This is a genomic window from Streptomyces sp. NPDC030862 (assembly GCF_055571835.1).
The window spans coordinates 114,204-136,233 of record NZ_JBVIEN010000002.1 but is presented as its reverse complement, the minus strand read 5'-3'; the positions used below and the strand labels follow the sequence as shown (position 1 = coordinate 136,233).

The window sequence follows — 22,030 nt, the reverse complement described above, 5'->3', positions numbered from 1 at the left end:
AATCGGGACATACCCGATATTCGGGGCGCGCTATCGCTCCCGGGGGCGCACGGTGGCACGAACGGCGTACAGCGGGGGCCTTTGGCGGTCAGCCGTTCGGGGCGGGGGCCGCCGCCGCGGGGCGGGCCGGGGTGTCAGGCTCCGGGGCGGGAGGGCTTCTCCGCGGGGAAGTGGCGCGCCGCCGCGGCGACGGCGGGACGGTCCTGATCCAGCCAGTCGACACTGTCCAGTTCATGGCGGCCCAGCCACCGCAACTCGTCGTGGTCCTCGAGCGCCCGGGGTTCCCCCGCGAGGAGCCGCGCCGTCCAGACCTGGAGGACGTACCCCGGGGCCAGCGGCCACTCGCCGGGCACGCGCTCCACGGGCTCGGTCTCCACGCCCAGTTCCTCGCGCAGCTCCCGTACGAGCGCCTCCTGCGCCGTCTCGCCCGGCTCCAGCTTGCCGCCGGGCAACTCCCAGCGGCCGGCGAGCGCGGGAGGGGCGCTACGGCGCGCGGCCAGCAGCCGCCCCTCGTCGAACACGGCTCCGGCCACGACCACACGATCCGTCATGCGCCGGAGCGTAACCCGTGCCAGGCCGAGGGCTGAGGGGGTGGTGGGGGTGGTGAGGTGGTCACACCGTCGTCTGACCCACCCGCTCGACCCAGTACATCTGCTCGCGCCCGCGCGGGTCGAGGCTGTCGGCGAGCTTCTGCGCCTCGTCCCTGGTGGCGCACCTGCCCACCCGGTACTGGTTGCCGTTGTCGTCCTGGCGAATGACCAGCCAGGGGAGCACCGCACCGCTGTCGCTCATCGCACCTCTCCCCCCGCCGACGGGCATATCTCCAAGAATGCCGAGGAAACCGCAATCCGCATATGCCCGAGCCTACGCCTGACCTTTACGCAGCGGATACGGGTTTTCACAAAGAGATACGGTTCCGGCCAGGAAATCGACACAGAAAGGGGGCGCACTCGGCTGAGTGCGCCCCTTGCGCCAGGGCTGAAAGCCCGTCAGGGTGCCCGGCCGTCAGCACATCGCTCCGCCAGCACACCGGGCCGTCTAGCGCACGGGCAAGTGGTACGAGAGCCGGTAGCGGTCGGCCGGCACCACCACATCGGCCGTCTCCACGGCCCGCCCCGACGCGAAGTACGTCCGCTCCACCACCATCACCACGTGCCCCGGCACCCCGCCGAGGGTCAGCAGCTCCTCCGCGAGCCCCGGCCGCGCGCCGACCTCCTCCACCACGTTGTCCACGACGACGTCGATGGCGGCCATCCGCTCGACGACCCCGCAGCCGCCGAGCGGCCCCTCCTCCGGCAGCATGACCGGCGTGCGCCCGGTGACGGCGAGCGGCTCCCAGGAGGTCGAGAGCATCATCGGCTCGCCGGCCTCCCGGAAGACGTACCGCGTGCGCATCACGCGCTCGCCGGGCGCGATGCCGAGCCGCTCGGCGATGGCCGCGCTCGCGCGCTCCTGCTCGCTGCTGGACTCCCAGGTGCCGCGCGCCTCCTCGTCCGCCTGCTCCTGCCGGAAGGGGCTGGCCCCGGACGGCCGGCGATAGCCGGAGCGGGCGATCCGGCGCGGCACGGGCCGCTCCCGTACGTACGTCCCCGAGCCGGATCGGCCCTCCACCAGGCCCTCGGCCATGAGCACCTTGCGGGCCTCCAGCGCGACGGTGTCCGAGACCCCGTACTCCTCGCGGATGCGGGCCTGCGAGGGGAGCCGGGTGTGCGGCGGCAGCGAGCCGTTGACGATCTTCTCCCGAAGATCGCTCGCGACGCGCAGATAGGCGGGCTGCTCACCGAATGTCACGGGCCACTCCCATCAGCTTGACAGACAGCTACAGCGTGGCAACCGACGGTTGAGCGCCGCAAGCATGAGCCAGAGATTCACCCAAAGTGATGACGGCCGTTCAGACGGCCGTCCCCGCCCCGGAACCCGGCGCCGATCCCTCCGATTCCTCCAACTCCCCCGGCTCCCCGGGCTCGTCGGAGCCCTCCGGGTCCCCCGGCTCCTCGTCGGGGGCGTCCGGCGGGGTGTCCGCCAGCCCGAGCGCGGTGCGCGCCTCGAGCCCCGGGTCGTACGGAAGGGCGTCGTACCCGTCGGTGTAGTACTCCCAGAAGGCGTCGGGGTCCGAGGTGTCCGCCGCCTTCTTCCAGTGCCCGCGGGCGGTCTTCAGCTGCGCCACGAGGTCCGTCACGGCCTTGTCGGCCGCGGCCGGCCACTGGTGCTTCTCCAGCGCGGCGACCGACTCCGTCAGGGTCGACTCGACGTCGGCGGCCCAGGCGGTGTTCCCCTCCGGGTCGTCCTCGACGCTCTCCTCCGGCTCCTCCATCAGGGCGGTGTCGATCGGGTTCAGCGCCTGGAGGTACGCGAGCTGGTGCGGGTCGAGGGTCGTGGCGTCCGCGCGGACCGACCCGGTCAGCTTGCCGGTCTCGGCGGTGACCGAGCAGGTCACCTCGCGGTCGCCGTACCGCCAGCTCTCCTCGCTCGGCTGGTAGTAGTACAGCCACGCGTTCTCCGGTCTCGCCCAGGAGTCCATGGCGTACGCGTCGCTGATCGGCTGGCAGCGCTCCTCGGCCTGCTCGTCGATGCGCTTCTCGCCGGGCCACTCCTTGCCGAAGCCGGTGAGCGTGAAGGAGCCGGAGACCTCGCCGTCGTGCGGCTCGGAGCACGCGACGATCCGCACCTCGGCCGCCTCGGTCTCGCGCACGCCGCCGGGCCGGTCGAAGCACTGCCCCTTGCGCAGGTCGAACGTGGAGCGGGAGCTCTGTGCCTCCCGCACCCCCTTCCGGAAGCCGTCGTAGGCCTCGCGGAAGCCGCCGCTGGCGATCCCCGCCGTCACGAGCAGCGTGCCGACCAGGGACATGATCATGCCGCCGATGGCCAGGCCCTTGCCCCGTTCGCCCTTCTTCTTGATCCGGGCGAGGGCGATGGCCCCCAGGATCATGCCGAGCGGCGGTATGCAGCACAGGATGCCCACGACCAGGGACGCGATGGAGAGCCCGTTGATGGGGGGAACGGGCGGCGGGAGCGGGCCGGGCGCCCCGGGGAGGCCGTAACCCGGTATGCCGTAGGCGGGGTGGGGCTGCTGGGGCGGGGGCCACCCCTGGGAGGACGGTTCCACGGCGTGCGGTGCTCCTGTCGGGGGCGGGATCGGGGACGGAATCGAGCATGTGATCGGGCGCGCGGCATCGTACGCGACGCGACGCACGAAAGGGCGGCCGCCATGGGATGGCGGCCGCCCTTCACGTGCCCTTCACGTGCGGTGGATCGGGAGCGTCAGGTCATCAGAACTGCAGCGCCCAGGAGTCGATCTTCCCGGTGTCGTAGTTCGCGTTGTCGCTCACCCGCAGCTTCCACGTGCCGTTCGCGACCTCCGAGGAGGCGTTGACGGTGTACGTGGTGTTGATGTTGTCGGCGCTGCCGCCGGTCCCGTACGCCTTCAGCGTGTACGCGGTGCCGTCGGGCGCGATCAGCTGCACCTGGAGGTCACCGATGTACGTGTGGACGATGTTCACCGGCACCTGGAGGGCGGCCGGGGCGTTGCCCGTGACGCCGGAGACGGTGACGGGCGACTCCGCGGTGGCGTTGTCGTTGATCGCGTAGTCGGCGGTGTTCTCGAACCGCTTGCCGGGCGGCGGCGTCGTACCGCCGTCACCCACGTACAGCAGGCGGTTCGGGGAGCCGGTGCCCGGGTTGGTGACCACGCCGGTGGTGGCGGCGGAGGTCAGGGCCGAGGCGACCTGGGACGGGGTCGCCGTCCGGTTGTTGGCCAGGTACAGCGCGGCGGCGCCCGCGACGTGCGGGGTGGCCATCGACGTACCGGAGATGGTGTTGGTGGCGGTGTCGCCGGTGTTCCAGGCGGAGGTGATGGAGGAGCCCGGCGCGAAGATGTCCACGATGGAGCCGTAGTTGGAGAAGCTGGACCGCGCGTCGGTGTTGGTGGTGGAGCCGACCGTGATGGCCTCGCTGACGCGGGCCGGCGAGGTGCTGGAGGCATCGCGGCCGTCGTTGCCCGCCGCGATGGCGTAGGTGACGCCCGAGGCGATGGAGTTGCGTACGGCCGTGTCGAGCGCCGAGTCGGCGCCGCCGCCGAGGCTCATGTTGGCCACGGCCGGCTTGACGGCGTTGCGGGTCACCCAGTCGATGCCGGCGACGACCTGGGCGGTGGTGCCGGAGCCGGAGTTGTTGAGCACGCGGACGCCGACGATCTTGGCCTTCTTGGCCACGCCGTACGCGTTGCCCGCGACGGTGCCGGCGACGTGCGTGCCGTGGCCGTTGCCGTCCTGCGCGGTGTTGTCGTTGTCGACGGCGTCGAAGCCGTACGAGGCCCGCCCGCCGAAGTCGCCGTGGGTGATGCGTACGCCGGTGTCGATGATGTACGCGGTGACGCCCTCCCCGGCCGGCTCGGGGTAGGTGTAGCTCTGGTTGAGCGGCAGGGCGCGCTGGTCGATGCGGTCCAGGCCCCAGGAGGGCGGCGAGGGCTGGGTGCCGTTGATGCTGAAGACGCGGTTCTGGACGACGGAGTCGACGGCCGGGTCGGCGGCGAGCTTCTTCGCCTGGGCCTCGGAGAGCTCGACGGCGTAACCGTTGAGGGCCGAGGTGAACGTCTTCTCGATCTTCGCGCCGTACTTCGCGGCGACCGCGCGGCCCGCCTTGGATTCGGCGGGAGCCTCGGACTCGTCCAGGGTGACGATGTAGCTGCCCGCGACGGCGTTGGGAGCGCCCGCGTACTGGATGACGCCTTCCGGTGCCACCTCGGCCGCGGCGGACGGCAGGGCGGACGCGGTGCCGAGCGCCAGGGAGGCGACGGCTATGGCGCTGGCCGCGGCGAGTCTTCGCCGCGAGGTACGCATCACTGACATGTGAGGGGTCCTCCTCATCGGGTGGTGCGTTGCTGTGGGGGTGCGGCACCCAGACATGGACGTGCCCATGACAAACGACGTGACGGATGAACGCCGCCGTGTACGGGGTGTGTCCCGTGCCTGACCGCCGAGCGAAAGATTGGCTGATCCATAGGAATCGCACAAGGGTCCCGACGTGCCGGTAACAAGGTCGCCATACGGCCGCCACACCGGAACGCGTGCTCGCGCCGGGGTCGTACGCCTGTGCACGATGCGGAGTCCGGCCCCCCGCTTCGGCCCTGACCTGGTACGGCGCAACCAGACGTGGCCGAACGAGCCTGCTTGTCGAGCCCACGGGCGCGGCGCGCAGGGGGCCGATTGCGGGTGCAGCATGGAAGTGAGGCCCACAACCACGACCCCGGAGGTGCGGGAGCCATGGGTACGTACATGGACGTCCACCGCGGAATGAAGGGCATCACGTCCGAGCAGCTGCGCGAGGCGCACGAGGCGGACCTCGCCATCGAGAAGGAGGAAGGCGTCCACTTCGAGAGGGCATGGGCCGACCCGCAGTCCGGCACGGTCTACTGCCTGTCCACCGGCCCCTCGGCGGACGCGGTGAAGCGCATCCACGAACGGACCGGCCACGCGGCCGACGAGATCCACGAGGTGCCGCTGTCGGTCTGAGCGCCCCTGCGCCCCGGCGCCCCGGCGGCTCCCCCCGAGCGGCTACGGCCGGCGGCGGGGCTTGCCCCGCTTGGCGCCGCTCTTTCCGGCCGACTTTCCGGCCGACTTCCCCGTCGCCTTTCCGGCCGACTTTCCAGTTGACTTGCCGGGGGTGGGCTTCCGCCGTGCGCCGGCCCCCGTCGTCTCGGGGCGCTTGCGCTGCTTCGGCTGAGCGGCCGGGGCGGCGGCGCGACCACGCGTGCTGTTGACGGTCCGCCCGCGGACGATCCCGATGAAGTCCTCCACCCTGTCGGTGGTGGCCTCCTCCGGCCACGACAGGGCGACGCGCGACTGCGGAACACCGGTGACCGGCCGGTACGTGAGGTCCCTGCGGTGGTGCAGACGCGCCAGCGACTGCGGGACGAAGAGCAGACCCACCCCCGCCGCCACCAGCTCGATGGCGTCCGCCGTCGTGGCGGGGCGCTCGATCGCGGGCCGGCCCGGGGGGTGCTCCCAGTCGAGGGTGTCGTCGAGCGGGTGGAAGACGATCTCGTCGGCCAGCTCCTCGGCGGAGACCTCCTCGACCGCCGCCACGATGTGGTCCTTCGGCACCACGACCACCGTCGTCTCGGTGTAGAGCGGGATCGCGCTGAGATCCGTCCCGTCGACCGGCAGCCGCAGGAAACCGGCGTCGGCGCCGCGCCGGCGCAGTACGTCGGGGGCCTCGGCGGCCGGCACCGCGACGAGCTCCAGCGGGATGTCGGGCAGGCGCTCCTGCCAGATCCGCACCCACTTGGCAGGGGTCACGCCCGGGACGTACGCGAGCCGGAACGGGGAAGGTGCTTCCGAGCCTGTCACCCGGCCAGGTTACCGGGCGTGGTCGGCGGTCGCGCGCATGCTCGATATCCTTGGTCCCATGACGTCGCACAAGACCGCCCAGACGATGAAGCCCGCTACCGCGGCGAAGAAGCTGGGTGTGTACCTCGAGGCCACCCCCGCCGAGTTCCGTGAGGGTGTCGTCACGCGCGACGAGCTGACCGCCCTCCAGACCGACCCCCCGGAATGGCTCCGCGAGCTGCGCCGCAACGGCCCGCACCCCCGCCCGGTCGTCGCCGCCAAGCTGGGCATCTCCATCTCGGGCCTGGCCCGCGGCGGAGTGACGGAGGCCCTCACCACGGAGCAGATCGAGGCGCTGAAGCAGGAGTCCCCCGAGTGGCTCCAGAAGGAGCGCGCCACGCAGGCCGAGGTCCGCAAGGAAGCCGCCCGCCTCAAGGCGAAGCAGGCGGAGCAGGAGAAGCAGGGCTAGCACGCCCGGGCCGCGCGCTCCTGACCGCGCTCACGTTACGTAGCGGAAAGGGGGCCGGACTCGGGTGAGTCCGGCCCCCTTCGCTGTCCGAGGTTCTACAGGGTGCCGGTGAGGTGCTCGGGGCGGACCGGCGTCTTGTTCAGCTCCAGGCCCGTCGCGTTCCGGATCGCCGCGAGGACGGCCGGGGTGGACGACAGGGTCGGGGCCTCACCGATGCCGCGGACGCCGTACGGAGCGTTCGGGTCCGCCAGTTCGAGGTAGTCGACGGGGATGGTCGGGGTGTCGAGGATGGTGGGGATCAGGTAGTCCGTGAAGGAGGGGTTCCTCACCTTCGCGGTCTTCGGGTCCACGATGATCTCCTCCATGACCGCCACGCCCAGGCCCTGCGTGGTGCCGCCCTGGATCTGGCCGACGACGGACAGCGGGTTGAGGGCCTTGCCGACGTCCTGGGCGCAGGCGAGCTCGATGACCTTGACCAGGCCGAGCTCGGTGTCGACCTCCACGACCGCGCGGTGCGCGGCGAAGGAGTACTGGACGTGGCCGTTGCCCTGGCCGGTGCGCAGGTCGAACGCCTCGGTCGGGCGGTGACGCCACTCCTCCTCGACCTCCACGGCCTGGTCCTCCAGGACGTCCACCAGGGTGGCGAGGACCTCGCCGCCGTCGGTGACGACCTTGCCGCCCTCCAGGAGGAGTTCGGCGGTGGCCCACGCGGGGTGGTACGTGCCGAACTTGCGGCGGCCGATCTCCAGGACCTTCTCGCGGACGATCTCGCAGGAGTTCTTGATGGCGCCGCCGGTCATGTAGGTCTGGCGGGCCGCGGAGGTCGAACCGGCCGAGCCCACCTGGGTGTCGGCGGGGTGGATGGTGACCTGCTGGACGCCGAGTTCGGTGCGGGCGATCTGGGCGTGGATGGTGACACCGCCCTGGCCGACCTCCGCCGCGGCCGTGTGGACGGTGGCGACGGCCTCGCCGTTGATGACCTCGATGCGCACCTTGGCGGTGGAGTAGTCGTCGAAGCCCTCGGAGAAGCCGACGTTCTTGATGCCGACCGCGTAGCCGACGCCGCGGACGACGCCCTCGCCGTGCGTGGTGTTCGACAGACCACCGGGCAGCGCGCGGACGTCGGCGCCCGCCGTGGTCTCCCACTGGCGCTCCGGCGGCAGCGGACGGGCCTTGACGCGCCGCAGCAGTTCGGCGACCGGGGCGGGCGAGTCGACCGGCTGGCCGGTCGGCATGATCGTGCCCTGCTCCATCGCGTTAAGCTGGCGGAACTCCACCGGGTCCATGCCCAGCTTCGCCGCGAGCTTGTCCATCTGGGCCTCGTACGCGAAGCACGCCTGGACCGCGCCGAAGCCGCGCATCGCGCCGCAGGGCGGGTTGTTCGTGTAGAGGCCGATCGCCTCGATCTCGACGTCGTCGATGACGTACGGACCGGCCGAGAGGGACGACGCGTTGCCGACGACCGAGGCCGTGGACGACGCGTAGGCGCCGCCGTCCAGCACGATCTTGCACTTCATGTGCGTGAGCTTGCCGTCCTTGGTGGCGCCGTGCTCGTAGTAGAGCTTCGCCGGGTGCCGGTGGACGTGGCCGAAGAACGACTCGTAGCGGTTGTAGACGATCTTGACCGGCTTGCCCGTGCGGAGCGCGAGCACGGAGGCGTGGATCTGCATCGAGATGTCCTCGCGGCCGCCGAACGCGCCGCCGACGCCGGCCATCGTCATCCGCACCTTCTCCTCGGGCAGGCCGAGGACCGGGGCGATCTGCTTGAGGTCCGAGTGCAGCCACTGGGTGGCGACGTACAGGTCGACGCCCCCGTCCTCCGCGGGCACGGCGAGACCGGACTCGGGGCCGAGGAAGGCCTGGTCCTGCATGCCGAAGGTGTACTCGCCCTCGACGATCACGTCGGCGCGCTTGCGCGCCTCCTCCACGTTGCCGCGGATGATCGGCTGGCGGTGCACGATGTTCGGGTGCGGGACGTGCGCGGCGTGGTGGTCGGTGCGGTTCTCGTGGACGAGTACGGCGTCGGGAGCGGTCGCCGAGGCCTCGTCGGTGACGAGCGGCAGCTCCCGGTACTCGATCTTGATCTTCGCGGCGGCGCGGCGGGCCGTCTCCGGGTGGTCGGCGGCCACGAGGGCCACCGGCTCACCGTGGTGGCGGACCTTGCCGTGAGCGAGGACCGGGGTGTCCTGGAACTCCATGCCGTAGTACTTCATCGGGGCCGGGAGGTCGTCGTACGTCATCACCGCGTAGACGCCGGCCTGCGCGAGGGCCTCGGAGGTGTCGATGGACACGATCTCGGCATGCGCGACCGTGGACCGCAGGATCTGGCCCCAGAGCATGTCCTCGTGCCACATGTCCGAGGAGTAGGCGAACTCGCCGGTGACCTTGAGGGTGCCGTCGGGGCGGAGCGTCGACTCGCCGATACCGCCCTTGGCCTGGGAGCGCTGGGTGACGTTGGTGGGTATACCCGTGGTGGTGCCGGCCATGATCAGACCACGCCTTCCTGGAGTCCTTGACCTTCTCGGCGGGCCGCGGCCAGACGGACCGCGTCGAGGATCTTCTCGTAACCGGTGCAGCGGCAGAGGTTGCCGGAGAGCCCTTCGCGGATGTCCTCGTCCGTCGGGGACGGGTTGCGCTCCAGCATCTCGTCGGCCGCGACCAGCAGGCCCGGGGTGCAGAAGCCGCACTGGACGGCGCCCGCGTCGATGAACGCCTGCTGGATCGGCGAGAGCGCCGTACGCGGGGAGGGACTGCCCTCGCCGGTGGAACCGGTCCGCGTGTCGGTGGCCGCGTCGGTGACCGCCTCGGTCGCCTCGCCGTGGTGGGTGCCGCGACCCCCGTGCGCGGCACGCTGTTCGGCGTAGTCGGCGAGGCCCTCGACCGTGACGACCTCGCGGCCCTCGACCTGCCCGGCTGCGACCAGGCACGAACACACCGGGACACCGTCCAGGCGGACCGTGCAGGAACCGCACTCGCCCTGCTCGCAGGCGTTCTTGGAACCGGGCAGACCCACGCGTTCGCGCAGGAGGTAGAGGAGGGACTCGCCCTCCCAGACGTCGTCGGCCTCCTGCCGACGTCCGTTGACGGTGAAATTGACGCGCATGGTTACGCCACTCCTTCCGCGACGCCACGGCCCGTGCCGCTGCGGTACTGCTCCCAGGTCCAGCCGAGCGTGCGGCGGGCCATGATCCCGACGGCGTGACGGCGGTAGCTCGCGGTGCCTCGTACGTCGTCGATCGGGTTGCAGGCGGCGGAGGCGAGCTCCGCGAACTGCTTGGCGACCGACGGGGTGATGATCTTGCCGTTGTCCCAGAATCCGCCCTCTTCGAGCGCGGCGTTCAGGAACTCCTCGGCCGCCTTGGCCCGCACCGGGGTGGGAGCCGCGGAGCCGATGCCCGTGCGCACGGTCCGGGTCTCCGGGTGCAGCGCCAGGCCGAAGGCGCAGACCGCGATGACCATGGCGTTCCGCGTGCCGACCTTGGAGTACTGCTGCGGGCCGTCGGCCTTCTTGATGTGCACCGTCTTGATGAGCTCGTCCGGGGCGAGCGCGTTGCGCTTCACACCGGTGTAGAACTCGTCGATCGGGATGAAGCGGGAGCCGCGCACGGACTCCACCTCCACCTCGGCACCCGCCGCCAGCAGCGCCGGGTGGGCGTCACCGGCCGGGGACGCGGTGCCCAGGTTGCCGCCGACGCCGCCGCGGTTGCGGATCTGCGGGGAGGCGACGGTGTGGGACGCCAGGGCCAGGCCCGGCAGCTCGTCACGGAGGTCCTCCATGATCCGCGTGTACGGCACGGAGGCGCCCAACTGGACGGTGTCCCGGCCGACGTGCCATTCCCGGAGCTCGGCGATACGGCCCAGGTCCAGGAGGTGTTCGGGGCGGCGGTGGTCGAAGTTGATCTCGACCATCACATCGGTGCCACCGGCGATCGGTACTGCCGTGGGGTGCTCGGCCTTCGCGGCGAGCGCCTCCGCCCAGTCGGCGGGGCGAAGAAATTCCATGAGCGGCTCTCCTGGTCGGTCTTCTGGGGTGGTTCGTGGCGAGTCGTTCGTCCGGGCGCCGCCCCGAGAGGGGGGCCCGAAGTCGCTGTCGGCCGCACGCGGAGAAGTAGACAGCGCGATGACCGGGGGGAGGCAGTCACCGATCGCTCAGAAGCGACTTCTCCGCCGCCTGTGGACGACCGTGCTTTCCCACCGTCTCAACGCGGTGAACTGCGGTGATTCCCGCCCGACATGCAGCGCCGCATGAGAGAGTGGCGCTCATGCGGCTACGCGAACTCCTGGGCATCGAGGAGCTGGGACTGCTCCTCGTCGTGGGCCCGGACGCCGACGACGGCGTCCTCGACCGAGCCATACGCGCCGTTCCGACCATCGACCTGGCCGACCCCGGCCGCTTCCTCACCGGCGGCGAACTCGTCCTCACCGGGCTCGCCTGGTGGCAGGCGGACGGAGACGCCGAGCCCTTCGTACGCATCCTCGACCGCGCGGGCGTCACGGCTCTCGCCGCCGGCGAGGTGGAACACGGGTACGTACCGGATGACGTCGTACGCGCCTGCCGGCGCCACGGCCTTCCCCTCATCGCCGTACGACCGGAGACGTCGTTCGGCGCGATCACCGAACACGTCCTGCGCCGTGTGCAGCGCCGGCCCGGCGGCGACCTCGCCTCCGTGGTCGAACGCCACCGCCGGCTCCTCACCGACCAGGGCGCCCCGGACGCCGTACTGGAGCTCCTGCGCGCCAGCCTCGGCCTCGACGTGCGGGTGCTGTCCGCGACCGGGCGTCAGATCGCCGGGGCGCACCCTGCGCTGCGGCCCAGGACGGCGGTGGCGCTGGCCTCCCGGTACCTCGCGGCGCGCCGCGCACACGAGGCGGCGCCCCATCGGGTCGCGCTCGGCGAGCGGCTCTACTCGCTCGTGCCGGTATGCGACACCGCGACGCTGTCGGCGGCACCAGCATCGACATCGCCATCGGCCGACGAGGGGCACGCCGCCGAGCTGGGTGACTGGCTGCTCGTCGTGGACGCCGACACGTCGCAGTGGCCCGCGGCGGACGCTGCACTCCTCGACCGGATCGTCGAACTGGTCGCCGACGCGCGCTCCGTACACGACCAGGAGAAGGCGGTGCTCAGCGACCTCGCCCGCCGCATCCTCGACCTCCTGTACAGCGACGTCCCACCCGACGAGTGGCCCATCCGGCTGCGCAGCACCGCGCACTGCGTCGTCACCCGGCGCGACCGCTGGCAGCGCAGCCAGTTCGTGGTGGCCGAGGGGCAGTGGGACGCGGTCCGCCCCGTTCCCGCCGCCGCCCTGCGCGTCCTGCTGGAGGAGGCCCTGATCCACGAGGACGGCCCGGTGCTGGTACCGCCGGAGGACGTCGCCGGCACCGTCGACGGCGAACAGGCCGTCCTCCTCGTACGGTTGCCCGAGCGCCCGGGCGCGGCCCCCGACCCGGTCCTCGACTGCGCCGCCCTGCAGCGGAAGCTCGCCGCGGTGCTCACCCGCTGGCTCGGCCCCACGGGCAGCGTCTCCCTCGGCGTCAGCTCTCCGGTGCCCGCCCCCGGGAACGCCCGCCGCGCGCTCGACCAGGCCCGTACCGCGCTGCGGGTCGCCGCCGACGGCCCGGACCGCGTGACCGTACGCGGCCCCGACGACCTCACCTCGCACATCCTGTCGCTGCTGCCCCTCATCCCGGCCGAGACGCGTCACGCCTTCGCCACCCGACTCCTCGGCCCGCTGCGCGACCACGACAGCCGCCACCGAACGGACCTGCTGGCCACGCTGGAGGCGTTCCTCGACTGCGACGCGTCCTGGACCCAATGCGCCGCCCGCCTCCGTCTGCACGTCAACTCGCTGCGCCACCGCATCGCCCGCATCGAGCACCTCACCGGCCGCGATCTGGCCCGGCTGGAGACGAGGCTGGACTTCCTCGCGGCGTTGAGGGCGGGCTGAGTGTCCGCCGGTGGGACGCGAGGCGAGGCGCCCGGCTCGTACGCGCTCGGCCTCGACCGCGGCCTTGAGCTCGGCGGCCCGGGTCCAACTGCCCGACCACGAGGCGCAGATGACACGGTTGTGCCTGGACGGATCATGCCAGGCGATCTCCCTGTCGGCGCGCCCGGCGCAACGGCAGTATCGGTGTCGCCGGGGAACACCGGCAGTCACGACCCGTCACTTAGCGAATAAGGGATTCCGCATGCTTCGCGCCGCCGTCGCCGCCACCGTCACCGCTGCCGCCCTCGCCCTCGTCGCTCTGGGCGGCACGACCGCCGCCGCGGAGCAGCAGACCGGCCCGGTGCTCGCGACCACCGCCTCCATCAACTCCACCGGCTCCACCAACAACAACGAGCCGATCTGGGGCTGACGCCCCCGACCTCTCGCCGTGACGGGCCAAGGCCACCGCACCCGCTGCCCGGGTGCGGTGGCCTTGGCCGTTACGGGTGTTGCGGCAGTTTCCACCATGGCCTTCCGCACGGAGCTGGCCGCCCTGCGCGGTGGAGAGGTCATCCTGTGGCCGCAGGACAGCCACGGCCTGCCGGACCTGGACCGGGCCCTGACCGGCCTGCCGCCGGACACGGTGGTCTACTGCTGCTGCCCCGAGGGCCTGCTGGAGGCGGTACGCACCCGCACCGAACGCCTCCTGCCGCCGGGGGCGCTGCACCTGGAACGCTTCCAGCCGACGGCCCAGGCCACGCCGCCTTCGCCCGACGGCGGCTTCGAGGTAGAACTACGCCGCACCGGGATCACCCTGCGGGTGCCGACCGCCCGGAACCTGCTGGAGGGCCGGGTCTCCCGGCCCCTTCTGACTGCATGTCTGTCAGGTCAGTGACGTGGTGTCGACGATCGTCTTGATGTTCCGGTGACCGAGCCGGCGGCTCACTTCGTGGATCGGGACGCCGTTCACGAGGGCCTTGTGCAAGTCGCGCCACGTGAAGTTCGACCAATCCCTGCGGCCAAGCAGTGGCAGAGGCCGGGTGCGCGCCGAGAGCCGCTCGCTCCCGACGCACCGCTCACATGACGGGGCGATGGGAAGACGCTTACTCATCCGCGATGTTGAAGACGCTGGCACAGCGCGGACATTCCGCATGGCCGAAGAGATGGGCGATCCCGTCGGCGAGCACGGTTTCCCCATCGCGGTCGGCAGTCTCACGCATCCGCCGACCGACGCCGGAAAGGCTTTCCGGGGACGCCGGCCTGAGTCCGCGTCGGTCCACGTCGCCGAGGTGCCAATCCCGGATCGCTGAGTAGCGCCCGTAATCGCCGATGGCGATCGTCACCTCTGCAGCGCAGTGAGGGCAGGTGACCTGGTAGAAGTCGTCCGAGAAGTCCCCCAGGACCGCACTCCAGTGGTACTGCTCTTCCACCGCGAGCAAGGAGAGGAAAGTCGCGACGTAGTCGTCTGGCCGCGACCGCAGGTGCCGATCCAGCAGCTCACGGAACTCCGCGATCGCGTCGGCGCAGCCCTCCAGCAGATCGTCGCACCCGTGACCCCCTGCCGCGCACCGCACGATCGTCCCGGCCAGCCCGCGCGCCCGCGCGCCCGCGCGCTCCGCGACGCGAGACGCACCAGACGCGGCAGTGCGGCGAAGCTGGCGGGGAACACCAAGTCGCCCTCAAGGACCAGTCGGTAACCCAGCTCATCCCATGCCTCTGCGTCGTCCTCGCGCTCGACGCGCGCCAGGAGCTCGGGGACGCGATCGATGTCCCCGTAGCAGTCGTACATCCGTGCCCAGTTCACCACCTGAGCATTCAACCGCCCTGAGGCAGCCGGGACGAGTCCGCGTCCATGAACGCCCCCTGTACGACTCATCAGCGCAGGGCGCGGCCGTCCTCGAAGCCAGGTTCATGGCGTGCGCGTCGCCCGTCACCTGACCTGACCTGGACAGGCCCCCGCAGGTCGGCAGCCATGCCCACAGCCAGGAGACAGACTGATCCAGCCGGAGAAAAAGGAAGGGGCCAGACCCTAAGACCTGGCCCCTTACCTGGGGTTTCACCGTCTGACCAGCACCTCAGCCGATCATGGCGTCAGCCCGTCACACGTTGAAGCGGAACTCCACCACGTCGCCGTCCTGCATCACGTACTCCTTGCCCTCCATGCGGGCCTTGCCCGCCGCGCGGGCCTCGGCGACGGAGCCCGTGGCGACCAGGTCGTCGAAGGAGATGACCTCGGCCTTGATGAAGCCCTTCTGGAAGTCGGTGTGGATCACACCGGCCGCCTCGGGGGCCGTCGCGCCCTTCTTGATGGTCCAGGCGCGGGACTCCTTCGGGCCCGCCGTGAGGTAGGTCTGCAGGCCCAGGGTGTCGAAGCCGACGCGGGCCAGGGTCGCCAGGCCGGGCTCCTCGGCTCCGACGGACTGGAGGAGCTCCATGGCGTCCTCCTCGTCGAGCTCGGCGAGGTCCGCCTCCAGCTTGGCGTTGAGGAAGATCGCCTCGGCCGGGGCCACCAGGGCGCGCTGCTCCTCCTTGAAGGCCTCGTCGACCAGCTCGTCCTCGTCGACGTTGAAGACGTACAGGAACGGCTTGGTGGTGAGGAGGTGCAGGTCGTGGAGGAGCTCGGCCTTCTCGGAGCCCTGGACGATGCCGTGCGAGAAGAGCGTGTCGCCCTTCTCCAGGATCTCCTGGGCCGCCTCGACCGCCGCCACCTTGGGGGCGACGTCCTTCTTGATCCGGGACTCCTTCTGGAGGCGCGGCAGGACCTTCTCGATCGTCTGGAGGTCGGCGAGGATCAGCTCGGTGTTGATCGTCTCGATGTCGTCCTTCGGCGAGACCTTGCCGTCGACGTGGACGACGTTCTCGTCCTTGAAGGCGCGGATGACCTGGCAGATCGCGTCGGACTCGCGGATGTTCGCCAGGAACTTGTTGCCCAGGCCCTCACCCTCGCTCGCGCCGCGCACGATGCCCGCGATGTCGACGAAGTCGACGGTCGCCGGGAGGACCCGCTGCGAGTTGAAGATCTCGGCGAGCTTGGTGAGGCGGGCGTCCGGGACACCGACGACGCCGACGTTGGGCTCGATGGTGGCGAACGGGTAGTTGGCCGCCAGCACGTCGTTCTTGGTCAGGGCGTTGAACAGGGTCGACTTGCCGACATTCGGCAGGCCGACGATTCCGATCGTGAGCGACACGTTGGCGACTTCCCTAGAAGTGTGGATGGTGGGCCGACCCCCCAGTTTACGGGCGCGCCGGGGCGGGCAGCGACGGCCGGCGGGGGCGTCGCCCGGGCGAACTCTCGGCCAAGGTCGTATAAACGGCGTGTCCGATGCCGGATTCCCGCCCGCTCGCGACCTACGTTGTCCACGTGGAGCAGCAACGGAACAGTCCCCCTCGGCGCCGGCAGCGGCCGCGCCAGCGCCCCCCGGTCGCCGCGCCGCCCCAGGGTGCGCTCGTCGAGGGGCCACCCCGCCCGGTGGTACGGCGGGGCCCACGGCCCGGTCCCGGTGCCCGGCCGGAGCGGCCGCGCGGCGGGCCGGTGCGCCGCACCCGGCCCCGGCCGGTGCCGCCCCTCGTCCTCGCGCTGCGGCGGCTGCCCCGGCCACGGCTGACCGGGCTCGGCGCGGGGCTGTTCGCCGCCGGGGCCATGTTCGTCGTCGGCTGTCTGGACTGGCTGCTGTTCGACGGCTCGCCGCTGGTGTACGGGCTCCTCTTCCTGCCCGTCAGCGCGCTCACCGCGCTGTGGGTACGGGAGGCCGACCTGGTCACGGCGCCGATCAGCGTGCCCATCGCCTTCGCCGTCGGCGTCGTACCGATCGCGGGCGGCGTCGGGGGCGTCGGCGGCCGGACCATGGCCGTGGTCACCGCGCTCGCCGTCCACGCCGGGTGGCTGTACGGCGGCACGCTGGTGGCGGGCCTCATCACCTGCGTGCGCAAGGTGCGCGAGATGGGCCGGCGCCAGCGCGCGGCGGCCGCCGCGCGCATGGCGCAGCGCCGCACCACGCCGTAGCGCCAGGCCGCGGCGGGCGCCCTCCCGGGTGGTGGCGAGCCGGCTCCCGGGAGAGCCGGCTCCCGGGACCTCTCCGCGGCGGACGCGGGCGACGCCGGGCCCGGCGAGGACCAGGCCCGGCGAGGACCGGGCCCGGCGAGGGCCTTCCCCGCCGGGCCTCCTGCGTCTCAGCGCTGTGCGGCCGCCATCGCCGCGCCGACGATGCCCGCGTTGTTCTGCAGCTGCGCGGGAACCAGCTCCGCCCGGACGTGCTTGATCAGCGGCAGGAACTTCTCCGCCTTGCGGCTCACGCCGCCGCCCAGGATGAAGAGCTCGGGTGAGAAGAGCATCTCCACGTGCGCCAGGTACTTCTGCACCCGGTGCGCCCACTCCTCCCAGCTCAGCTCCTTGTCGTCCTTCACCTTCGTGGAGGCGCGCTTCTCCGCCTCGTGGCCGTCCAGCTCCAGGTGGCCCAGTTCCGTGTTGGGCACCAGGTGCCCGTCCGTGAAGACCGCGCTGCCGATGCCCGTGCCGAGGGTCAGCACGATCACCGTGCCCTTGCGGCCGCGCCCGGCCCCGAAGGTCATCTCGGCGATGCCGGCCGCGTCGGCGTCGTTGAGCACCGTCACGGGCGGGGAGCCGTCCAGCCGCTCGCGGATGAGGGCCGCCGCGTCGACGCCGATCCAGCCCTTGTCGACGTTCGCCGCCGTACGGATCGTCGAGCCGGTGACGACGCCGGGGAAGGTGACGCCGACCGGGCCCGACCACCCGAAGTGGGCGACCACCTCGGCGACGCAGCCCGCGACACCGTCGGGTGTCGCGGGCTGCGGGGTCAGTACTTTGTGGCGGGCCTCGGTCAGATCGCCGCGCTCCAGATCCACGGGAGCGCCCTTGATCCCGGACCCGCCGATGTCCACTCCGAAGACGTTCATGGACTCAACGTTACGGGGCGGCACCGACACGTCACGAATCACCGCTTCTCGGCGCGGGCCTCCGCCTCGGCCACCAGCGCCGCCGCCTCGGCGCGCAGGTCGCGCCGCAGTTCCTTCGGCAGCGAGAAGGTGATCGACTCCTCGGCCGCCTTCACGATCTCGACGTCCTCGAAGCCGCGCTGCGCCAGCCACTCCAGTACGCCCTCGACCAGGACGTCCGGGACGGATGCGCCCGAGGTGACGCCGACCGTCCCGACGCCCTCCAGCCAGGCCTCGTCGATCTCGTCGGCGAAGTCCACCAGGTGGGCGTCCTTCGCGCCCGCGCCGAGGGCGACCTCGACGAGGCGGACGGAGTTCGAGGAGTTCTTCGAGCCGACGACGATGACCAGGTCCGCCTCGGCGCCCATCTGCTTCACGGCGAGCTGGCGGTTCTGCGTCGCGTAGCAGATGTCGTCGCTCGGCGGGGAGACGAGCAGCGGGAACTTCTCCTTCAGGGCGTCCACCGTCTCCATCGTCTCGTCGACGGAGAGGGTGGTCTGGGAGAGCCAGACGACCTTCGACGGGTCGCGGACCTCGACCTTCTCGACGTCGCCCGGGCCGTCGACCAGGGTGATGTGGTCGGGCGCCTCGCCGGACGTGCCGATGACCTCCTCGTGGCCCTCGTGGCCGATCAGGAGGATGTCGAAGTCCTCCTGCGCGTACCGGATGGCCTCCTTGTGGACCTTGGTCACCAGCGGGCAGGTCGCGTCGATGGTGGCGAGCCGGCCGGCCGCCGCCTCCTCGTGGACGACGGGTGCCACGCCGTGCGCCGAGAACATCACGATCGAGCCGGGCGGGACCTCCTCCGTCTTCTCGACGAAGACGGCGCCCTTCTTCTCCAGGGTCTGCACCACGTACTTGTTGTGCACGATCTCGTGCCGTACGTAGATCGGCGCACCGTACTGCTCCAGGGCCTTCTCGACGGCGATCACGGCGCGGTCCACGCCCGCGCAGTAACCGCGGGGGGCGGCGAGGAGGACGCGGCGGGCGGCAGGCGTAGCAGCAGTCATGCGTCCCATCGTAAGGGCGCGTCGGACAGGCGCATGATCCGCCGCGTACGGAGACTGGGTGGCATGGTCGGCACCAGTACGCAGGAGGCGGAGCCGCGGCACGGCGGCGGCGGGCTGCGGCGGACGCTCGGGTTCCGGGACCTCGTGGTCTACGGGCTGCTCTTCATCGCGCCCATGGCCCCGGTCGGCGTCTTCGGCACCCTGGACGCGAAGTCGGGCGGAGCGGTCGCGCTGGTCTACGTCGTGGCGACGGTCGCGATGGCGTTCACCGCGTTCAGCTACGCCCAGATGGTGCGGGTCGCGCCCCAGGCGGGGTCGGTCTTCACGTACGCGCGCAAGGGCCTGGGGGAAGGGCCGGGGTTCGTCGCCGGGTGGATGGCGGCGCTCGACTACGTGCTGATCCCGGCGGTCGCGTACCTCTTCGCGGGCATCGCGATGGAGGCGCTGGTGCCGTCCGTGAACCGGTGGGTGTGGACGGCGCTCGCCGTGGTGATCACGACGCTGCTCAACCTGTGGGGCGTGCGGGCGGCCGCGCGCGTGGGCTTCGCGGTGCTGGCGCTGGAGATCGCGGTGCTGGGCGTCTTCGTGGTGGCGGCGGTGGCGGTGCTCGTACGGGACGGGGCGCGGCGCGGCTGGCTGTCGCCGCTGACGGGGGACGCGGGGTTCTCGATGGCGGCGGTGCTGGGGGCGGTGTCCGTGGCGGTGCTGTCGTACCTGGGTTTCGACGCGATCGCGTCGTTCGCGGAGGAGGCGGCCGGGGGCTCGCGGAAGGTGGCACGCGCGGTGCTGTTCTGCCTGGCCCTGGCGGGCGTGCTGTTCGTGGCGCAGACGTACCTGGTGGCGCTGCTGGAGCCGGTGCCGTCGGCGCGGCTGGCGGCGGAGCCCGGGCGGCAGGGGTCGGCGTTCTACGACGCCGTGCAGGCGTCGGTGGGCGGCTGGCTGCACGACCTGGTGGCGACGAGCAAGGCGATCGGCGCGGCCTTCGCGGCGCTCGCGGGGCAGGCGGCGGCGGGCCGACTGCTGTTCGCGATGGCGCGCGACCGGCGCCTGCCGCGGGTGCTGGCGCGTACGGACGGCGGGGTGCCGCGGGTGGCGCTGGCGGTGGCGGCCGTGGTCACGATGGTGGCGGCGGTGTGGGCGGCGCGGCGGGACGACGGGATGGACCACCTGGTGTCGGTGGTGGACATCGGGGCGCTGACGGCGTTCGTCCTGCTGCACGCGAGCGTGGTGGGCTGGTTCGCGGTACGCAGGGGCGGTACGGGGCGGCCGCCGCACTGGCTGAAACACGTCGTGCTGCCGGTGGTCGGTGCCGCGATCCTGGTGGCGGTGATCGCGGAGGCGGCGACGTCGGCGCTGGTGGTGGGGGCGTTGTGGCTGGCGGTGGGGCTGGTGGTGCTGGCGGTGCAGTGGGGGCGGCGGGACAGGACGGCGTAGAGGGCGGCCCCGGGGCCGCCCTCGGGACCGGGTCCCGGGACCGGGTCTCGGGACCGGAGTCACCCCCGGGCCCGGGGCCCAGGGCCTCGCGGCCGTGGCCCGGGCCCCGGGGCCGCCCGGTTCAGCTTGCGGGCGCGTACGGCAGGAGCCCCGCGTCGATCCGCTCCCACCGGGCCCGCAGGTCGGCCAGGAGCGCGGGCTCGGCGGCCGCCCTGTCCGCCTGTTCCCGCTGGTCCGAAGGGAGGTGGAAAAGCCGGTCCCGCCCGTCCTTGCCGCGGTGGTACTTCCAGTCGCCCCGCCGCAGCGCCCGTTCACCCCGTACGCGCCAGAACAGCGACCGCTCCGGGAGTTCCCGCCCGTGCAGGAGGTGGCCGGCGAGGCTCGTCCCGTCCAGGGGGTACGCGGGGTGGGGGCGGGCACCCGCGACCTCCAGTAGGGTGGCCGTCCAGTCCGGGGAGAAGACCGGCTCGTCGGTGACCTGGTGCGGGTCGATACGGGCCGGCCAGCGCACGAGGGTCGGGACGCGGATGCCGCCCTCCTGGAGGGAGCCCTTGGTGCCGGACAGCGGCCAGGTGTAGGAGAAGCGCTCCCCGCCGTTGTCGCTGGCGAAGACGACGAGGGTGTCCCGCTCCTGTCCGGAGCGCCGGAGCGCGTCGAGGACCGTGCCTATGGAGCGGTCGAGGTCCTCCACCATCTGCGCGTACTTCTCGACCGAGCCGCCGTCCGCGTGCCACAGGGCCCGGGTGTCCCCGGACCTGATGCGCCGCACGAGGTCCGCGCTCGCCTCGGTGTCGCCGTCGGCGATCCAGGGCCAGTGGGGGGTGGTGTAGTTCAGGTTGAGCAGCCAGGGCCGGTCGTGGTCCGGCCGCAGGACGTACTCGGCGGCCCGCTCCGTCAGGATGCGGGTGTAGTAGCGCAGGTCCTTGTACTGCGCGTCCCCTTCGTAGAGGTCGTACTCGCCGCCGAGGCCCAGCTTGGAGTAGTACTCCAGGGCACCGCCGAAGTTCCCGAAGAACTCCTCCCAGCCGGAGCGGACGGGGCTGTAGTCGGGCAGGTAGCCGCAGTGCCATTTGCCGATGAGGGCGGTGCGGTACCCGGCGGCGCGCAGCAGGGACGCCAGCGTCGGGTGGGTCGGCTCCAGGCCCTGGGACCTGTCCGCGATGGGCTCGGCGAGGCCGCCCTTCGTACGCCCCGGGTAGCGGCCCGTGTAGAGGCTGAAGCGGGTCGGCGAGCAGGTGGACGATCCGGCGTACGCGTGGGTGAAGCGCAGCCCCTGGGCGGCCAGCCGGTCCAGGTGCGGTGTCCTGATGTGCCGGGCGCCGTACGAGGACAGGTCGGCCCAGCCGAGGTCGTCGCCCAGGATGAAGAGGATGTTGGGGCGCGGGGAGCGCCTCCCGGCAGCGGCGCGGAAGGGCCGCTCGCGCGTGTGCTCCGCGCCCGCGGCCTCACCCGCGGCCGGGCCGGCGACGGTGACGGCCGCGGCGGCTGCGGCGGCGGCGCCGAGGGCGCGGCGGGACAGGCTCGGGCGGCCGGGTGAGAGGGAGGGCGAGGGTGAGGGCGAGGGCGAGGGCGTGGGTGAGGGCGACGGCGTGGGTGAGGACGTCATGGGGTCTCCAGGCACGGCGGTGCGTCCGCAGCGCATGACAGGGCGCTGCGGCGCACGGCGAGGGACAGCCCCGGGAAGGGCTGGAAAAGGGTGAGAGGGAGGATTCAGCGCGCCGTCAGCAGGGCGACCGCCTCATACCGGCGGCAGGCGAAGGGTGGGACGGCGGTGCGTCAGGCGCGCACGAGGGCGCGGCGACAGATGGCGCTCGCGACACGGACCAGGTCGACGTGGCGGCGCTCCACGAGCGTGACCGCGCGGTCACGGGAAGCCTGCATGAGGCCAGAGCTTCACGGAAGGACGGTGTA

At 71.9% G+C, this 22,030-nt stretch carries 22 protein-coding genes; 7 read left to right on the top strand and 15 right to left on the bottom strand.

Annotated features, from left to right (window positions below; genetic code table 11):
* Nucleotides 1-134: 134 nt before the first annotated feature.
* From ACZ42X_RS04890 to ACZ42X_RS04870, 5 genes are all read right to left on the bottom strand, one after another.
* A complete protein-coding gene (locus ACZ42X_RS04890) occupies nt 135-551 on the bottom strand; it encodes a (deoxy)nucleoside triphosphate pyrophosphohydrolase (protein WP_468284386.1) in 417 nt (138 codons plus the stop codon).
* Nucleotides 552-612: 61 nt separating this feature from the next.
* On the bottom strand, nt 613-792 hold the full coding sequence (locus ACZ42X_RS04885; RefSeq protein ID WP_468284384.1) for an SPOR domain-containing protein: 180 nt from the start codon (nt 790-792) through the stop codon (nt 613-615).
* Nucleotides 793-1,038: 246 nt separating this feature from the next.
* Nucleotides 1,039-1,791 carry a GntR family transcriptional regulator gene (locus ACZ42X_RS04880; RefSeq protein ID WP_468284382.1) on the bottom strand — a complete coding sequence of 251 codons (753 nt, stop codon included), beginning with the start codon at nt 1,789-1,791 and terminating at the stop codon, nt 1,039-1,041.
* A gap of 100 nt (nt 1,792-1,891) precedes the next feature.
* Entirely contained in the window at nt 1,892-3,106 is a 1,215-nt protein-coding gene (locus tag ACZ42X_RS04875; protein WP_468284380.1) for a DUF4190 domain-containing protein, read from the bottom strand.
* 163 nt (nt 3,107-3,269) lie between these two features.
* Entirely contained in the window at nt 3,270-4,847 is a 1,578-nt protein-coding gene (locus ACZ42X_RS04870; protein WP_468284378.1) for a S8 family peptidase, read from the bottom strand.
* Nucleotides 4,848-5,261: 414 nt separating this feature from the next.
* Between ACZ42X_RS04870 and ACZ42X_RS04865 the strand changes: the two genes are divergently transcribed.
* On the top strand, nt 5,262-5,510 hold the full coding sequence (locus ACZ42X_RS04865) for an SCO4226 family nickel-binding protein (protein ID WP_468284376.1): 249 nt from the start codon (nt 5,262-5,264) through the stop codon (nt 5,508-5,510).
* Between the two features lie 42 nt (nt 5,511-5,552).
* Here ACZ42X_RS04865 and ACZ42X_RS04860 read toward each other — a convergent pair whose 3' ends face one another.
* Complete coding sequence (locus ACZ42X_RS04860) at nt 5,553-6,347, bottom strand: LysR family substrate-binding domain-containing protein (protein WP_468284374.1); 795 nt, start codon at nt 6,345-6,347, stop codon at nt 5,553-5,555.
* Nucleotides 6,348-6,405: 58 nt separating this feature from the next.
* Between ACZ42X_RS04860 and ACZ42X_RS04855 the strand changes: the two genes are divergently transcribed.
* Complete coding sequence (locus ACZ42X_RS04855) at nt 6,406-6,795, top strand: DUF5997 family protein (protein ID WP_468284371.1); 390 nt, start codon at nt 6,406-6,408, stop codon at nt 6,793-6,795.
* Between the two features lie 95 nt (nt 6,796-6,890).
* Here ACZ42X_RS04855 and ACZ42X_RS04850 read toward each other — a convergent pair whose 3' ends face one another.
* The 3 genes from ACZ42X_RS04850 to ACZ42X_RS04840 are packed head-to-tail and all read right to left on the bottom strand — an operon-like array spanning nt 6,891 to nt 10,797.
* Nucleotides 6,891-9,281, bottom strand: coding sequence for a xanthine dehydrogenase family protein molybdopterin-binding subunit (locus ACZ42X_RS04850; protein WP_468284369.1), 2,391 nt, complete (start codon nt 9,279-9,281; stop codon nt 6,891-6,893).
* A gap of 2 nt (nt 9,282-9,283) precedes the next feature.
* Complete coding sequence (locus ACZ42X_RS04845) at nt 9,284-9,898, bottom strand: (2Fe-2S)-binding protein (RefSeq protein WP_468284367.1); 615 nt, start codon at nt 9,896-9,898, stop codon at nt 9,284-9,286.
* Between the two features lie 2 nt (nt 9,899-9,900).
* The gene (locus ACZ42X_RS04840; RefSeq protein ID WP_468284365.1) at nt 9,901-10,797 is read right to left on the bottom strand and encodes an FAD binding domain-containing protein; all 897 of its coding nucleotides are present in this window, start codon (nt 10,795-10,797) and stop codon (nt 9,901-9,903) included.
* A gap of 260 nt (nt 10,798-11,057) precedes the next feature.
* Here ACZ42X_RS04840 and ACZ42X_RS04835 point away from each other — a divergent pair, with 260 nt between their 5' ends.
* The 3 genes from ACZ42X_RS04835 (at nt 11,058) to ACZ42X_RS04825 (ending at nt 13,617) form a co-directional block, all read left to right on the top strand.
* Complete coding sequence (locus ACZ42X_RS04835) at nt 11,058-12,743, top strand: PucR family transcriptional regulator (protein WP_468284363.1); 1,686 nt, start codon at nt 11,058-11,060, stop codon at nt 12,741-12,743.
* A 241-nt stretch (nt 12,744-12,984) separates the two neighbouring features.
* Nucleotides 12,985-13,152, top strand: a complete 168-nt coding sequence (locus ACZ42X_RS04830) for a hypothetical protein (protein ID WP_468284361.1) — start codon at nt 12,985-12,987, stop codon at nt 13,150-13,152.
* Nucleotides 13,153-13,248: 96 nt separating this feature from the next.
* A complete protein-coding gene (locus tag ACZ42X_RS04825) occupies nt 13,249-13,617 on the top strand; it encodes a hypothetical protein (RefSeq protein WP_468284359.1) in 369 nt (122 codons plus the stop codon).
* A gap of 208 nt (nt 13,618-13,825) precedes the next feature.
* Here ACZ42X_RS04825 and ACZ42X_RS04820 read toward each other — a convergent pair whose 3' ends face one another.
* Together ACZ42X_RS04820 and ychF are read right to left on the bottom strand one after the other, a co-directional pair.
* Nucleotides 13,826-14,296 carry a hypothetical protein gene (locus ACZ42X_RS04820; RefSeq protein ID WP_468284357.1) on the bottom strand — a complete coding sequence of 157 codons (471 nt, stop codon included), beginning with the start codon at nt 14,294-14,296 and terminating at the stop codon, nt 13,826-13,828.
* 525 nt (nt 14,297-14,821) lie between these two features.
* Nucleotides 14,822-15,910: a redox-regulated ATPase YchF gene (gene ychF, locus ACZ42X_RS04815; protein WP_468284355.1), complete on the bottom strand. Its 1,089-nt coding sequence runs from the start codon at nt 15,908-15,910 to the stop codon at nt 14,822-14,824.
* A 173-nt stretch (nt 15,911-16,083) separates the two neighbouring features.
* On the opposite strand from ychF, the gene ACZ42X_RS04810 reads away from it, so the two are divergent.
* Nucleotides 16,084-16,725, top strand: a complete 642-nt coding sequence (locus ACZ42X_RS04810) for a DUF6542 domain-containing protein (protein WP_468284353.1) — start codon at nt 16,084-16,086, stop codon at nt 16,723-16,725.
* A 167-nt stretch (nt 16,726-16,892) separates the two neighbouring features.
* On the opposite strand, the gene ppgK is transcribed toward ACZ42X_RS04810, so the two are convergent.
* A complete protein-coding gene (ppgK, locus tag ACZ42X_RS04805) occupies nt 16,893-17,636 on the bottom strand; it encodes a polyphosphate--glucose phosphotransferase (protein ID WP_468284351.1) in 744 nt (247 codons plus the stop codon).
* A 38-nt stretch (nt 17,637-17,674) separates the two neighbouring features.
* On the bottom strand, nt 17,675-18,694 hold the full coding sequence (locus tag ACZ42X_RS04800; protein ID WP_468284349.1) for a 4-hydroxy-3-methylbut-2-enyl diphosphate reductase: 1,020 nt from the start codon (nt 18,692-18,694) through the stop codon (nt 17,675-17,677).
* Between the two features lie 54 nt (nt 18,695-18,748).
* Between ACZ42X_RS04800 and ACZ42X_RS04795 the strand changes: the two genes are divergently transcribed.
* Entirely contained in the window at nt 18,749-20,119 is a 1,371-nt protein-coding gene (locus ACZ42X_RS04795) for an APC family permease (protein ID WP_468284347.1), read from the top strand.
* A 121-nt stretch (nt 20,120-20,240) separates the two neighbouring features.
* Here the strand turns inward: ACZ42X_RS04795 and ACZ42X_RS04790 are convergent, their stop codons facing one another.
* Together ACZ42X_RS04790 and ACZ42X_RS04785 are read right to left on the bottom strand one after the other, a co-directional pair.
* Complete coding sequence (locus ACZ42X_RS04790; protein WP_468284345.1) at nt 20,241-21,725, bottom strand: sulfatase family protein; 1,485 nt, start codon at nt 21,723-21,725, stop codon at nt 20,241-20,243.
* A gap of 170 nt (nt 21,726-21,895) precedes the next feature.
* A complete protein-coding gene (locus tag ACZ42X_RS04785) occupies nt 21,896-22,000 on the bottom strand; it encodes a putative leader peptide (protein WP_355367749.1) in 105 nt (34 codons plus the stop codon).
* Between the last annotated feature and the right edge of the window lie 30 nt (nt 22,001-22,030).

Excerpts from the sequence above, each read along its gene's own strand:
- ACZ42X_RS04890 (WP_468284386.1), bottom strand. The coding sequence starts at position 551 with ATGACGGATCGTGTGGTCGTGGCCGGAGCCGTGTTCGACGAGGGGCGG.
- ACZ42X_RS04885 (WP_468284384.1), bottom strand. The coding sequence starts at position 792 with ATGAGCGACAGCGGTGCGGTGCTCCCCTGGCTGGTCATTCGCCAGGAC.
- ACZ42X_RS04870 (WP_468284378.1), bottom strand. The coding sequence starts at position 4,847 with ATGTCAGTGATGCGTACCTCGCGGCGAAGACTCGCCGCGGCCAGCGCC.
- ACZ42X_RS04865 (WP_468284376.1), top strand. The coding sequence starts at position 5,262 with ATGGGTACGTACATGGACGTCCACCGCGGAATGAAGGGCATCACGTCC.
- ACZ42X_RS04855 (WP_468284371.1), top strand. The coding sequence starts at position 6,406 with ATGACGTCGCACAAGACCGCCCAGACGATGAAGCCCGCTACCGCGGCG.
- ACZ42X_RS04850 (WP_468284369.1), bottom strand. The coding sequence starts at position 9,281 with ATGGCCGGCACCACCACGGGTATACCCACCAACGTCACCCAGCGCTCC.
- ACZ42X_RS04845 (WP_468284367.1), bottom strand. The coding sequence starts at position 9,898 with ATGCGCGTCAATTTCACCGTCAACGGACGTCGGCAGGAGGCCGACGAC.
- ACZ42X_RS04840 (WP_468284365.1), bottom strand. The coding sequence starts at position 10,797 with ATGGAATTTCTTCGCCCCGCCGACTGGGCGGAGGCGCTCGCCGCGAAG.
- ACZ42X_RS04835 (WP_468284363.1), top strand. The coding sequence starts at position 11,058 with ATGCGGCTACGCGAACTCCTGGGCATCGAGGAGCTGGGACTGCTCCTC.
- ACZ42X_RS04830 (WP_468284361.1), top strand. The coding sequence starts at position 12,985 with ATGCTTCGCGCCGCCGTCGCCGCCACCGTCACCGCTGCCGCCCTCGCC.
- ACZ42X_RS04825 (WP_468284359.1), top strand. The coding sequence starts at position 13,249 with ATGGCCTTCCGCACGGAGCTGGCCGCCCTGCGCGGTGGAGAGGTCATC.
- ppgK (WP_468284351.1), bottom strand. The coding sequence starts at position 17,636 with ATGAACGTCTTCGGAGTGGACATCGGCGGGTCCGGGATCAAGGGCGCT.
- ACZ42X_RS04800 (WP_468284349.1), bottom strand. The coding sequence starts at position 18,694 with ATGGGACGCATGACTGCTGCTACGCCTGCCGCCCGCCGCGTCCTCCTC.
- ACZ42X_RS04795 (WP_468284347.1), top strand. The coding sequence starts at position 18,749 with ATGGTCGGCACCAGTACGCAGGAGGCGGAGCCGCGGCACGGCGGCGGC.
- ACZ42X_RS04790 (WP_468284345.1), bottom strand. The coding sequence starts at position 21,725 with ATGACGTCCTCACCCACGCCGTCGCCCTCACCCACGCCCTCGCCCTCG.
- ACZ42X_RS04785 (WP_355367749.1), bottom strand. The coding sequence starts at position 22,000 with ATGCAGGCTTCCCGTGACCGCGCGGTCACGCTCGTGGAGCGCCGCCAC.